Annotated in this window: 12 protein-coding genes; 9 read left to right on the top strand and 3 right to left on the bottom strand. The window is 49.1% G+C overall.

The annotated features are described in order from the left end of the window. The first annotated feature begins 29 nt into the window (after nt 1-29). Nucleotides 30-734, top strand: a complete 705-nt coding sequence (gene psb29 / locus DXY16_RS12830) for a photosystem II biogenesis protein Psp29 (RefSeq protein WP_115121773.1) — start codon at nt 30-32, stop codon at nt 732-734. On the opposite strand, the gene DXY16_RS12825 is transcribed toward psb29, so the two are convergent. Together DXY16_RS12825 and petN are read right to left on the bottom strand one after the other, a co-directional pair. Further along, a complete protein-coding gene (locus DXY16_RS12825; protein ID WP_115121548.1) occupies nt 701-1,945 on the bottom strand; it encodes a hypothetical protein in 1,245 nt (414 codons plus the stop codon). The two genes, psb29 and DXY16_RS12825, sit on opposite strands and share 34 nt — an antisense overlap. 288 nt (nt 1,946-2,233) lie before the next feature. Then, a complete protein-coding gene (gene petN, locus DXY16_RS12820; protein ID WP_007097877.1) occupies nt 2,234-2,335 on the bottom strand; it encodes a cytochrome b6-f complex subunit PetN in 102 nt (33 codons plus the stop codon). A 70-nt stretch (nt 2,336-2,405) separates the two neighbouring features. Here petN and clpS point away from each other — a divergent pair, with 70 nt between their 5' ends. Together clpS and DXY16_RS12810 are read left to right on the top strand one after the other, a co-directional pair. Then, the gene (gene clpS / locus DXY16_RS12815) at nt 2,406-2,702 is read left to right on the top strand and encodes an ATP-dependent Clp protease adapter ClpS (protein ID WP_115121547.1); all 297 of its coding nucleotides are present in this window, start codon (nt 2,406-2,408) and stop codon (nt 2,700-2,702) included. Nucleotides 2,703-2,761: 59 nt separating this feature from the next. Then, nucleotides 2,762-4,153 (top strand): BCD family MFS transporter, encoded by a 1,392-nt coding sequence (locus tag DXY16_RS12810; RefSeq protein WP_115121546.1) that lies wholly within the window; start codon nt 2,762-2,764, stop codon nt 4,151-4,153. Nucleotides 4,154-4,171: 18 nt separating this feature from the next. Here the strand turns inward: DXY16_RS12810 and DXY16_RS12805 are convergent, their stop codons facing one another. Next, nucleotides 4,172-4,402: a hypothetical protein gene (locus DXY16_RS12805; protein WP_371410919.1), complete on the bottom strand. Its 231-nt coding sequence runs from the start codon at nt 4,400-4,402 to the stop codon at nt 4,172-4,174. Nucleotides 4,403-4,473: 71 nt separating this feature from the next. On the opposite strand from DXY16_RS12805, the gene DXY16_RS12800 reads away from it, so the two are divergent. From DXY16_RS12800 to DXY16_RS12780, 6 genes are all read left to right on the top strand, one after another. Then, nucleotides 4,474-4,770, top strand: coding sequence for a DUF2103 domain-containing protein (locus tag DXY16_RS12800; RefSeq protein WP_115121545.1), 297 nt, complete (start codon nt 4,474-4,476; stop codon nt 4,768-4,770). Nucleotides 4,771-4,937: 167 nt separating this feature from the next. Further along, complete coding sequence (locus tag DXY16_RS14920; protein ID WP_170953965.1) at nt 4,938-5,099, top strand: hypothetical protein; 162 nt, start codon at nt 4,938-4,940, stop codon at nt 5,097-5,099. A 725-nt stretch (nt 5,100-5,824) separates the two neighbouring features. Beyond that, a complete protein-coding gene (locus DXY16_RS12795) occupies nt 5,825-7,435 on the top strand; it encodes a TolC family protein (protein WP_371410929.1) in 1,611 nt (536 codons plus the stop codon). Further along, on the top strand, nt 7,432-8,844 hold the full coding sequence (locus DXY16_RS12790; RefSeq protein WP_115121543.1) for a hypothetical protein: 1,413 nt from the start codon (nt 7,432-7,434) through the stop codon (nt 8,842-8,844). Before DXY16_RS12795 ends, DXY16_RS12790 begins: the two co-directional genes overlap by 4 nt. Then, nucleotides 8,841-11,084 carry an ATP-binding cassette domain-containing protein gene (locus DXY16_RS12785; protein ID WP_115121542.1) on the top strand — a complete coding sequence of 748 codons (2,244 nt, stop codon included), beginning with the start codon at nt 8,841-8,843 and terminating at the stop codon, nt 11,082-11,084. The genes DXY16_RS12790 and DXY16_RS12785 overlap by 4 nt, the downstream gene beginning before the upstream one ends. After that, the gene (locus DXY16_RS12780; protein WP_244281683.1) at nt 11,081-13,246 is read left to right on the top strand and encodes an ATP-binding cassette domain-containing protein; all 2,166 of its coding nucleotides are present in this window, start codon (nt 11,081-11,083) and stop codon (nt 13,244-13,246) included. Before DXY16_RS12785 ends, DXY16_RS12780 begins: the two co-directional genes overlap by 4 nt. Nucleotides 13,247-13,279: the final 33 nt, after the last annotated feature.

Raw genomic sequence — 13,279 nt, 5'->3', positions numbered from 1 at the left:
TCTTATCCAATTTGTTTTGGTGCAAGCACTTGGGTGAGCATCTGACCATTGCTGACAGCAAAAGGGCCTTTCACAGCGCGTTCCCTCATGTGATTCCCTCGCTGTATCGGCGGACAGCCGATGAGTTGCTGGTCGAGCTGCACTTGCTCAGCCATCAGAAATTTTTCACAGCTGATGCCCTGTTCGCTGTGGGGCTGAACCAGGTGTTCAACGCCTTCACTCAGGGTTATCGCCCTGATCAGCATCGGAAGCCCCTGTTCATGGCGCTTTGCAGCTGCAACGGCTTCGATGGAGAGGAGCTGATCAAACTCGCTGAAGATAGTGAATCGGCTGTGGAAAGCCATTCAGTCGAGGACGTTCAAGGCTGGGTCCGCGAGAAAGGTGCTGGAGCGCCAGAAGCGATGGCCAAGGCATTGGATCAGGCCAATCAGCCAAATTTTCACTATTCGCGCTTGATGGCAGTCGGTCTGCTCACCCTGCTAGCAAAAGCTCAGGGAGAGCAAAGCTCGGACCCTGCCGAACTAGCCAAGCTGGCTCACGAACTGAGTGAACCGCTTGGGATGACGAAGGACCGAGTTGAAAAGGATCTGGGCATCTACAACCGCAATCTGGAGAGGATGGCTCAGGCCGTTGAACTGATGGAAGAGACCCTTGCTGCCGATCGACGCAAGCGCGAACGACAAGACGACACCACAGAATCTCAGGAGGCTCCTGCAACGGGCAGCGAAAGCTGACCTCGCAGCTCAAACCACTCAGGTTCGCCAGCAGTGCCAAGGGTATGCAACGAAAGCTGCAATGCTGAGGATTGCCTCAACACCCTCGGCCAGCTGCCGCTCAGCAGCTTGTGCCGAACGATCTGAGCGGGATCAGCCAAAAGGATCAATCTGAGGTCTGGTGTCTTTTCAGGAAGCAACGGTGGAAACGGTTGTTGAGCCGGTGCCATGCCAAGACCGATGCTGAGCAAGGCCTGATTCGAGGGGAGCTGAAGCCATTGCCAACCTCCAGCCACAGTCCCTTCTTGCGTCAGGGGATCCGTCCACAGAACAGCCGTCGCAGGCATTGACTGAAGGCCCTGATCACGCAGTCGTCCACTGATGGCATCAAGTGACGCTTGAAAGAACTGTTGTTCAGCTTCCGGCTTCAACTGCAATTGAACCCCGGCTTGAAAGAACGCTGGCGTCTGCGGGACAAGCACTAACTGGAATGGTGACTGCAACAGTTGAGTACGTTTTCGACGCCCCAATCCATAAAGCTGTTCCAGGGGTTGACGAATGATCTGGCGCGAGATCAAGGCCGACATCAGCAAACCGATGCTCCGCCCCTGGATCTGCAGTAACGGTTTGAGCGAATTGGAGCCGGATTCAGTGCTGAGCGACGACAACGCAAGCTCAGGGTCCGAAAAGGTATCCCGCACAGCAAGGGACGGAGGCGCAGCAGCAAAATCACGGAGACCAACCCAGCCATGCCACTGGAGTTGACGACCGCGCATGCGCAGAGCGAGACAGCCGTGACGGGCCTGCTGCAACAACGGAGAGAGTGCCCCACTGAGCCGAGCCAGACCCTCAGGCCGCCATTGCACCGAAGCAGAACGGTCAAGACGGCGGATGCAGGCGTCTTGAAGAGGGGACACAACAGCCGGAGCCGTGCCTTCTTGGCCCAGCCATTGCTCGAGATGCTGTTGATTGAGCGCATCTGCACTGATGAGGATTAACCCATCAAGATCTCGTGCGAAGAGCTTGGAACGTTCGCTCGATGTGAGCAGGTGAGTAGGTAGTGCCAGGTAGTTCTGACCATCTGCAGTCCAGGCTTGCCACCAGATCCCTCGTCCAAGTCGCTTCCAGAGGGATAAAGCAGGCTTCACACCAAGCCTTTGGTACCAAAGCGGTGGTGGAGCCTGGGTCGGATCGCCTTGGAAACTTTGCAGCAGTGCCGCGGCTGAGGACAACCTCAGCAGGCCGGCGCGTCGAGCTGTGCCAACCGAAGCTGTGGTGCAACACACACCAAGGAGGGAAACCGATAGGAGAAGCCCAAGGCCACCTACCGACCAAGGAGATCGGCCAACAGAACCGATCAGGCCTTGCCAGATCCTTTTCCTTTGCGCCGACGGCCACGATCCCGCCATTCAATTATGGAGAGGTAAATCACAGCAACACTGACAAAAACCAGCAGTGTTGCTGCTGTGATAGCCAGGCCTTGACTCAGGACTGGCGACTGCAGCGCTTCAGACAACACCTCAGAAATTCAGTGTGCCGTCACCATTGCGACCCCACACCACCATGGCGATTGAGAAGCTGAACATGGCGGCCAGGGATGCCCAGGCAAAGGTGAACAGCATGGAAGGCGTGATGCGAGTGCGAGGATTTTAACTAGCCTCCTGCCTCAATCCGCCAGTACTGTTGATTCTCATGACAGGCTCCACTGCCGGCTCCGCCACCCTGCTGGAACGTTCGCGCACCACGCAGGGCTATCCCCAGGCCAGGGTGATCGTTCTGAATGACGACGTGAACACCTTTGAGCACGTCGTGGATTGCCTGTGCCGGATCATTCCAGGAATGGGCAAAGATCGGGCCTGGAAACTTGCTCACAAAATCGATAATGAGGGCTCAGCTGAGGTCTGGTGCGGCCCACTCGAGCAAGCTGAGCTCTACCACCAACAGCTCGGTGCAGAGGGCTTGACCATGGCGCCGATTGAGCGGTGTTGACCTGGCCCAGCCATCCAGGAAGCGGGTAGCGTCGGAATCAATATCTCTGGAGAGTCCCGGTGGGATCGGCTCGATTCATTGCCCAGGCCTTCCGACTCGGCTTATTTCAGGCCTGTCTGGGAGCACTCTCCGTTCTCACGCTTGGAATCTTCAACCGCTTACTGATCGAAGAGTTTGATGTTCCTGCGGCTCTGACGGCCCTAGCCATCGGTGGACAGCAACTGGTGGCCTTTTCGAGGGTGTGGTTTGGTCAACGATCAGATCGGTGTCGATGGAAGGGCCTCAGACGCACACCATTCATTCTCAGTGGCGCTGTTGTGTTCTGTTTACTGGCCTGGGTTGCCGGCCGTACCGTCCTCTGGGTCGGAGCAGCCTCGCTGGCCGGTGACAGCTCAGCAGTCATGGTCCGAGGGCTGCTTCTCGCTGTTGTTTTTGTGGGCTACGGCCTTGCCATTTCAGCCAGTTCGACGCCCTTTGCAGCACTGCTTGTTGATGTGAGTACGGAAAAACAACGTCCAGCACTGGTATCGATCGTCTGGTCGATGCTCATGGTGGGAATCGTTGTCGGCGCAAACCTCTTGAGTGCCTTTCTCGGCAAAACTTGTGAAAACGCTGATCTGAGCGTGGTCATCTCTGGCGTTGAACGCCTGATCGTGGTGGCTCCACTGGTGATCTTCGCTCTTGTGCTGATTTCAATCATTGGAGTCGAACCATCCATTGACAGCGGAAAGTCCGTCACCAATGCTCTGCCCCAGAAACCAAGCGCAGAACTCTCCCTAAGCCAGGCCTGGCGAGTCGTCAAAGCCTCACCTCAAGTTGGTTATTTCTTCGCTGTTCTCTTCTTGTTCACCTTCTCTCTGTTTCTACAAGAAGCGGTACTCGAGCCCTATGGGGGTGCCGTGTTCGGCATGAATCTCTGCGAAACCACGGAACTGAATAAATGGTGGGGCATCGGAACGCTGATCGGTGTCTCCACAACGGGATTCCTCCTGGTTCCTCGCTTAGGGCCCCAACGCACTGCTCTGATCGGAGGACTGCTTTCAGCTGTCTTCGTGATTTCAATGGTGCTCTCAGGGGGGATCGGGTCGGAAAGCTATTTCAAGATTGCATTGCTGCTCTTCGGCTACAGCGCCGGTGTAAGCACAAACGCCAGCCTGACGTTGATGCTTGGTCTGACATCGCCCCTAATGGCTGGGACATTCATTGGTGTGTGGGGTCTCGCGCAGGCCTATGCACGAGGAGCAGCAACCGTCAGCGGAGGGACATTACTCAGCATCTTCGGAAGCTTGACAGGGGGGCAAAACACGTTTGCTGCGTATGCAGGCGTTTTTAGCCTTCAAGCCATTGGCCTGTTCTTGGCAGGTCTGATGTTGCTGAAAGTCGATACAAGTCTGTTCAAGACCAAAGTCGACCAGGCCTTGGGATCGGTGGCTGCAGAGGAATTAGAATGATCGTATGCGTCAGCCTTTTCAAGCGGCAGGAATCGTTCTTGAACCTGCCAGACGCAGAAGCTCTGACGTGCGCAACTGATTGCTTTGATGGTGCAGCACGTAACGGAGAATGCGGCCTGGGCAGAAAGCAAGACCTCGCACCTCGGGGCCATGAATCTCTGTTGTGAGCACGCAAGCATCGGGCCCAAGGCGTTGGAGCAAGGGTTCTGCCACCAGCCTGCGAAGTGTGTCCACAGATTTGAGCATCATGCACGAGCGTCCTCTCTCTTTGTCGTAGCCAAAGTCGCTAGCTTCAGGCAACTCTGAAGACCTACATCACCTTGGGCCGTCTGGTAATCACGCACAGCACATACCTGGAGGGCTTGATTCCTTGGCTAAGGGCCCTCGCTGATGATGAGGAGATCCAGACCATCACACCGGCTGTGATCGCCAGGGTACGGGGGCGATCCCAAGGATTAAGGCTACGGCTCTCAACCCCGATGCTTGGCGGTTACAAGCTTGTCGCGCGAAGGGGAGCCACGGTGCAGGAAGTTTTTGTGGTGACAGACCTGGAGGCTGAAGAATTGCAATGCAGGATCGATGCATGCCAACGTGCGGGGTCGATGAAAGGGCGATGATCGGCCAAGGCTGTTCGAGAAAGCACAGTGGTGGGTGAGGCGGTATTCCGCTCAGAGGGAAGCAGAAAAAACCGATATCTGAACAAGCACCATGACACTGATATACGAAACGGAATCAGAGACCTTAGATGGCTTCAGACTTCTACTAACAAAACGTGAGAGCAGAAATGAAGGATGAAAGGCCTCAAACCAAACAACAGTGGGTCAAGCTTCAGCTGAAGCGGTTCCTTGAACTGATCGGCGACATGACGCCGATGGGCACCGCAAGCAACACCATCGATCAGTTCAATCCCCAACAGCGCCGCACTCGCGATGGCAACTGGCACTGAAAGCCAGCCGAAGGAGGACAAAAATAGATCTGTTAATTTGTTACAACAGAAGCATTAAAACTTAAATCAAAGAACAAGAGCAAGAGCAATTAAAAGACTCTAAGAAAAAGTGACGCAATAGAGCATTGAAAACAAATTCGAATTATCTCGATAACCATTTCTATGGATTAGCGAAAATGCCGGGATTGACGGATCAGCCGAGGAAAAAGCATGATCATCAAAACTCTTAAAAAACATATCCTTTCTGAAATGACCGAAGAGAGAAAAGCAAGGCCGTGGATTCAAAAGTTGGAACGTTGGCGATACACACGAAAGTGATCATCATTACGATGGCAATGCGATCAATTCCACTTAGGCCTATCGTGAAACAGAAATCAAATCTGAAGAGAACAACCTAAATTTCTACCTGATGACAACGATTGGACCAAAGCCAACCCAAGCAGCGGAGGAATCGGAGGAGACATTACACAATTTGTGATTGACCAAAGGAAACATGAGAAAAAGAACAACAAAGAGACCGGAGGGAGGCATTACGAAAAATGCAATCGCAATCGAGGCAATGACGAGCGCTCCCCATATTGAAATTTCTACGGACCGAAATTGGTTCGAATTACCTAAGGAGCGACTCAGAGCGGGAAGGAAGCGCCGACATATGTTGAATTCGTTCTGACCCTTGAAATCCGTTCAATTACAGCTATGGTTACCGAAGCGTTTTCAAAAATTCGATAAAATCTGCTTTCTTTTCGCGGCTGGGCGCTGTAGCTTTTCTTACGTGTACTGCTATAAGCAGCACTGCAAAAGCTTCCTCTGTAACGGAACAGCTACATGTTTCTGGCAATCTAGCGCCATCAACGGCTCTCACCGAAGAGAGGTCAAAAGCAATCAGCCCTGACCTTTTAGTCGAGAGCCTGGAACGTCTACAGAAAGAGATTAAAGCAAGAGGAATTCCTATTAAACTCGACCAGGCAATCGCGATAGGACTAGAAAATAATCCAACTTTATCAAAAAATTACGCGTTGCTCCAGGCTCGTGAGTGGAAGCTCATAGCATCGCAGAGAGCGTGGTATCCCCAGATCAGCATTACAAACCTCCAATCCCCTAGCTATACATGGACAAGCTTCATCCGCGACGAATACGGAAATGCTGGTGAATTTTACTCACAAAATCCTAAGCCTAACTCCAAAGCACGAGCCGACAGATCGCAAAATCGAGCCAGTAGTGGACAACGCTTTATCTTCAATCCAAACATCAAGGTTGCATGGAGATTTCTCGATCCTTCGCGACAACCTTCGATCAATGCTCAAGAAGCATCATTAAGACAACAACAATACATATTCCTTTCATCCGCTAGGTCACTTATTCTTGAAATACAAAAGTCCTATTTCAGGGTGCAGAGCACAGCACAATTGATTTCAAGTTTTCAGAAGATTTATACAAACAACAGAATAGAGCTCGAAACGATAGAAGCCAGAAAGGAGATCGGAATGGCAACAGTACTTGAAGTTGAGCAAATCCGCTCACAGCTATTCACCAATTTAAGCCAATTAATTGGATATACAAGAAACTATATCACTGAAACAGCTGAACTTTCTGAGCTGATTGCACTATCACCTGATGCAATTGCTATCCCTAGTGAACCTGCTGCACCCTTTGGAGCTTGGAGCAAGCCTCTTGAAGATACAATCGTAGAAGCTATATCTCAGCGAGAAGAGCTTCTCGCCGCTCTGGCACAAGCGGAGTCATCCAAGTGGTTAGGAGTTTCAGAAATGCGTAGATACCTGCCTGTCTTCAGCCTCGCTGGCAATGGATCACTTACGGGTACTAATGGATATCAAGAAGTACCATTAAGCAATGATCCTGGAACATCCTACCAAGCAAGTAGAAATTGGTCTACTTCCATCGCCATTGAATTTGAATGGCAACTTTTTGATGGTGGTATCAAAGCTGCTAATGCACAGTCTTCCTTTGCTAATAGCCGCGGATATCTTGCAGACAAAACAATAAAAGAAAATGAAGTGATCCGCCAAGTTCGTGCAAGTTACGGACAGCTATTGACAGCCAAGGTGGCTATTGAAAGTTCACGACAGGGTTATCAAAGTGCTCAACTAGCCGAACAGGCGGCAAAAGCACGCTATGAAGTGGGTGTCGAAAATATTACAACCGTAGTTCAAGCCACTGCCAGGGTCTCACAAACTTCTGTTCAACTTGCGGATTCCATATTAAACCACAACAATGCAATAGCTGATTTATATCGCTACACATCAACATGGCCAAGTGATACAAAGGGTAAGGTTGATCAACGTCTTATGAATATGCGTGAGGAGGGCAACCAATGACTAACCTTTTTAACGAACGTGCGCTTAAAAACCGTCACCGTGCTGGCGATCGCAATGGTCCAGTTACTTTATTAACACCTCCGTTGCGTGCCACCTTAGGCCTTGGCTCTTTAATTGCGATATGTGGAGCCCTTTGGGCCACTTTCGCACGAATTCCAGTCAGCGTCAAAGGAACTGGGATATTGCTTCCTGTAAGTACGATCAACTCCAGCCTCAGTGCGACTGATGGCGAAGCCTTTTACATGTTTAACAAGCTCAACGAACCTTGGCATGATGAGGCCAGGCGTTTTATGCACTCCCCAGATATATTTAGTGATCAGGAGATGGCTGAGCTTGCCAACGATGTGTTTCAAGCGAGCCAATTTGTATTGTCATCAGCAAGGGATTTTTCAAAGATGACGTCCTCAAATCGGTTCACTCAGAATCTACAGCAAACTTTTAAGGGTTTACCAGTCAAGAAGGGACGTTTATTGATCTGGGTACGCTCATCAGCAGAATTGGAACAACTTAGCAGCGAGATTGATCAACTAAATCGCCTTCTACGTAAGACAGACCAACAGACCCAAAACATCAATGCGAAGCAAAATATTCTACGCGAAGAACTTGCAAGCCAATCAGCCTATCTATCTGGCATGCAAAGCCTGGCCCAAAAAGGTTATGTATCGACGCAAGAGATCTTACAGAACCAATCAAAGGTTGACAACATTAAGTCAAATCTACACACCCTTGATACAGAGCTGATTAAGGTTGAAAGCGAAAGAGACCAAGCTTATCGGAAACTCAGAAATGAATTAGCCATGGTGATCGACAGACAACTAATATTTTCTCCGAGAAATGTATATCTCTCTAGTGTGATTCCAAATAATGGGGAGACGGTCAACAAAGGCAAGATTCTATTGAAGTTAAGCGATGATATACTTGACCAACCTCAAATGGTACCAGTATTTCTTAGTAGCAAGCAAATGGCTCAAGTCTTCCCTGGCATGAGCGCTTTGGCGACACCATCGGGATATAAACGCGCTGAGGTTGGAGGAATTAAAGGGGAGGTTATTTCGATGGCTAAATTGCCTAGTGGTCTTGATGAAGTATCAGCAAGAATCGGGGTCAAAGCCCTAGCTGAAACCATTGTTTCACGCCATCCCTCGCCAGCTTTGGCGATCCTTGCTCTGGAGCGGTCTGAGGCGAATGTCTCTAAAAACAGCGGGGGTTATGTCTGGACGTCGAACTCCTCCCTTCCCTTCCCTCCCACGCCTGGTGATCGAATAGACGTTGAAATTACAACACGTCGCGTTGCTCCGATTGCCCTTGTTCTTCCGGCGATCCGTAGCTTTTTTGGGATGGCACCTCCAGATGTACCAGAGGCTTCTCCCCCTAACGGAGAGACTCGAATCAAAGGAAACATGCCATGACTAGCCAGCTTCAACGCCGGCGTGTCAAAGCACGCACGCGTTTGCAGTACGAGGCGGCGGAGTGCGGTGCAGCGTCCTTGGGGACAATCCTTGGCTACTTTGGCCGAATCGTCGATCTCAGTGAATTGAGGTCGGCATGTGGAGTCAATCGTGATGGATCCAATGCCAAACAAGTCCTCATCGCTGCAAGGGGATATGGTCTGAAGACAAGGGCTTATCGCTGCTCAGGTGAACAACTACGATCGGACGGTCTTTTCCCCTGTGTTGTCTTCTGGGGTTTCAATCATTTCCTCGTTGTAGAAGGCTTTGAAGGGGAGCATGTTTTTCTGAGTGATCCTGGACAAGGACGAGTACGGGTGTTGATGGAGGAGTTTCTTGACAATTTCACAGGCGTAGTGCTCGAATTCGAACCTGGCCCTGAATTCACTCCTGGGGGTAAGGAACATTCACCTTTATGGGGTTTGTTTGCCACGTTAAAGCCGTACAGAGTGGCGTTACTTCAGTTAATAATAATCGCCACTGGTCAGGGTGTGATCGCCTTACTAGTGGCTGGATTAACTTCAACATTTATAGACAGTTTTCTCCAGAACCAACGGCTTTATTTCGGCATTCCAATTATCTGGCTATTACTTCTTACAGTATTGTCATGGATCGCATTACTAAGTGTACAGTTCGTTCTTCTGAGAAGAATGGAATTACTTCTTTCAAAGAAGCTGACAGCAGATCTATTCCGTAAACTTTTTCAGGTTACCTATGGCTTCTATCAGGCTCGTTTTCAGGGCGAAATAGCGAGTCGGATGCTTCTAGGGATGGAAATGACACAGGTTGTCGTAGCGCAACTTCTACGTTTTGCGGTGAGTCTTTGGATCGGCCTACTTGTCCTGATGATTTCAGTTCTTGTTTCTGTTTGGCTGGCGTTACTTGTATTAGTAGTAATGATCTCAAATTTAGCACTGAACTGGTGGTTGACCGAAAGACGTTATGACGCTAACCGCAAACTTGCGATCGAACAAGGGAAAGCCCAAGGCAAGGGATTACAGGGTGTCAATAATATTGAAACATTAAAGGCTTCTGGACTTGAATTTGAATTTCTCAGTCAATGGCAAGGCAGTTTTGGAAATGTAGTGATGCAGAACCAAAAACTTGGGGCTCAAATGGCATTGTCCTCGATTGCAGCCAGTGGCAGCACATTCCTTCTTAGCGGATTAGTACTTACTGTCGGAGGATTTCTAATTATTGCCGGAAAAATTTCACTGGGAACTCTTGTTGCTTTTCAATTTTTACAAGGACAACTGACTGCTCCTATAGCATCACTTCCACAGATCAATTCAGTACTTCAAAGAGTGATAGGTGATCTAGGCAGGTTAGAAGATCTGCGTAAAAACGAGAACGATCCTCTTGTACGGGCCTTTCAGCTCAAAGAAGATCCTGAGGTGAATCCTAGCTTGGAATCCTCACAGCCAGAATCAGATCCTATTGATCGGCGTCTAGATGGCTCGATCGAACTTCGTAACCTATCGTTCGCCTTCGATGCAATCTCAAACCCTTTCATCCAAGGATTAGATCTTGTCGTACCCGCAGGCTCACAATTGGCGATTGTTGGCGGAAGTGGATCAGGAAAAACAACACTAGTCCGCATTCTTGCAGGCCTCTATCAGCCTTCATCAGGTGAGATTCTTTATGACGGAGCGCCTTGGGTATCACATGGCGATGGTGTGATGCGAAAGAGCCTTGCCTATGTCCCTCAACAAGTTTTCGTGTTTAATGCAAGTGTTCATGACAACATCACGCTCTGGCGGCCTGGATACACGCTTGGTGATCTTGAGGAGGCGGCAAATGATGCACAAATTCTAGGCACAATCAATGATCACCCAGAATCATTTCAACGTGAGCTTCATGATAATGGTAGTGACCTTAGCGGTGGAGAGCGCCAGAGACTAGAAATTTGTCGTGCTTTAGTAAGAAAGCCCACGATCCTTCTATTTGATGAGGCAACCAGTGCACTTGATAATGCAACGCAGTCAAGAGTTCTGGATGCACTCAAGAAACGTGGCATCACTGTAGTCAATGTTGCACATCGCCTTGATGCTGCACTACGCAGTGACTATGTTCTTGTGATGCAAAACGGCTCTGTAGTGGAGCAAGGTTCCCCCAATGAACTTATGCAGAAACCTGGAGCATTTAAAAATCTTGTCGATAACGAGCAGTCAGAGTCTGCTCCAAGAGAGGTATGGTCATGAGCACCTCCCGTCAAGCACTCATTGCGGCTCGATTGCTAGAGGAGGAACTTCTCTTCAGCGCAGAGGCTGAGCACGATCAATACCCCGAATTGAGACTGTTAGGTTTCTGCATGGCTACTTTGGGCCGACGTGATCAGCACCTCGAATATCTGCCCGGTGCCGATATTGTGCAACTACTTGATCATAACGACATTCACCATCGCCGTATTTCAGCCCCCCGAGATCTGACAACGAAGCACTGGGACTTAGATCCAACGAATGACAATGAATTTCCATTAATGATCGTTTTTGACTCCAAGAATGGAGAGCCTCAAGCTTTGTACCGGTATAGGGGTGAGAACTGGTTATATAGTGCGTTTCGTCAGGAGCATAAACATGCAGATCAAAGCATCATCCTTATGGATGATGCTTATGAAATCTATCCCTCACTTCCTGCTGTTGTAACGGGCCCAATATCAGTACTAAAATTTGCGTTTTCTCCTGAACTGATACCGATTGCAGCACTAGTCATTACGTCTGCCGTGGTGATGCTGTTCAACCTATCAATCCCAATGCTAACAAAAACGTTGGTGTCGGATATACTTCCTCAGAATGACCAGCAATTGCTAGTAGAAGGGATGATAGTTGTTGGTCTAATTGTGATTGGATCTGTAACAGCATCGTTTCTGCAAAATTTAATGATGCTGCGATTGGAGAGCGTTGCAGATCTGCGACTTCAATCTGCAGTTTGGGATCGTTTAATGAGACTACCAATGAGTTTCATTAGTCGATACACGACTGGCGACCTTGCATCCAGAGTTAGCTCAGTTAGCGAACTACGCCAAATACTAGGAACTGGAGTTCTTACAACTTTGCTATCTACTCTTTTTTCCGTCAGTTATTTTGTGCTAATGTTTGCCTATGACCGCGAGCTAGCAATCTGGGCCTGCGGCTTCACTCTAATCGCTACAATCTGCGTACTTTTTCTTACATGGCGTTCAATTGTTTTGCAGCTGCCTCTGCTTGAAAGTGGCGCTGAAATAACGAACTTTTCCCTACAGTCCGTAATGGGAATGCCACAAATCCGAAGCGCTGGAGCTGAGCCATTTTTGCTACTTCGCTGGTTGCGCGAGATCAATCGATATGCCCTGTTACAGCTACGCAATAATATTTACAATGACGCTATTGAGCAATATGGCACACTTGTCTCGCCCTTAGCATCTTTATTTCTTTTTTCTGTAGTTGCCTATCGCATCCTGTCTTCTTCTGGAGCTGTTGATCTGAATCAACAAATCATTGCTTTCATAGCATTTAATGCCGCATTCAATAGTTTCAATGGTTCGATTACAAATGCAGCCAACCTAATTGCAAATACAGCAGGCAAGGCAGCTGTACTTTGGAAAAGGGCTGAACCAGTGATGTATGCGGATGTTGAGGAAGGGTATCGGCCAGATGCTCTTCATCATCGATTGAAAGGCGAATTTCGCCTTCAGCATCTTGGATATGAGTTTCCAGGAAGTGCTGAACCTTTATTTAAAGACCTATCATTTCTGATTCCTGATGGGAAACATACCGCAATCACAGGTGCTAGTGGTTGCGGAAAAACAACCTTGGTACGAATGTTACTCGGATTTATCCTGCCGATGGCCGGAGAAGTACTTGTCGATGGAATACCACTACCTCAACTCGCCATTCGTTCATATCGCCGTCAACTCGGTGTGGTCATGCAGACAGCAAGATTGAATGCAGGTTCAATCTATGACGTAATCTGCGGAGGTATCAATTACACAGAAGAGCAGATATGGGATGCTTTAGAACGTGCTGCTGTTGCCGACGAAATTCGATCCATGCCTATGCAATTAGAGACATTGTTGAGTGACTCAGGTGGGAACATCTCAGGTGGACAGGTTCAGCGAATTGCCATCGCGCGGGCGCTGATCACTAATCCAAAAGTACTCATTCTGGATGAAGCGACAAGTGCGCTTGATAATCGCTCACAGCAACATATCACCGAGGTCATTAATGGCCTAGGGATTACTCGCATTAGCATCGCCCACAGGCTTTCCACGATTCAAGGAGCTGATCAGATTGTAGTTCTCGAAAAAGGAAAACAAGCCGAAACAGGTAGCTGGAATGAACTCAAATCTCACGGTTATTTAATGAGAATGTTAAATAGCCATTAGCTTGATCAGTCCTTTTACGAAGTTGTGACAAGA

Source organism: Synechococcus sp. UW105 (assembly GCF_900473935.1).
Classification (GTDB): Bacteria; Cyanobacteriota; Cyanobacteriia; order PCC-6307; family Cyanobiaceae; genus Synechococcus_C.
This window is presented reverse-complemented; position numbering and strand designations above follow the sequence as displayed.

Coding starts and splice junctions, on each gene's coding strand:
- DXY16_RS12780 (WP_244281683.1), top strand. CDS start 11,081: ATGAGCACCTCCCGTCAAGCACTCATTGCGGCTCGATTGCTAGAGGAG.
- petN (WP_007097877.1), bottom strand. CDS start 2,335: ATGCTGTTCACCTTTGCCTGGGCATCCCTGGCCGCCATGTTCAGCTTC.
- clpS (WP_115121547.1), top strand. CDS start 2,406: ATGACAGGCTCCACTGCCGGCTCCGCCACCCTGCTGGAACGTTCGCGC.
- DXY16_RS12805 (WP_371410919.1), bottom strand. CDS start 4,402: ATGATGCTCAAATCTGTGGACACACTTCGCAGGCTGGTGGCAGAACCC.
- DXY16_RS12785 (WP_115121542.1), top strand. CDS start 8,841: ATGACTAGCCAGCTTCAACGCCGGCGTGTCAAAGCACGCACGCGTTTG.
- DXY16_RS12790 (WP_115121543.1), top strand. CDS start 7,432: ATGACTAACCTTTTTAACGAACGTGCGCTTAAAAACCGTCACCGTGCT.
- DXY16_RS14920 (WP_170953965.1), top strand. CDS start 4,938: ATGAAGGATGAAAGGCCTCAAACCAAACAACAGTGGGTCAAGCTTCAG.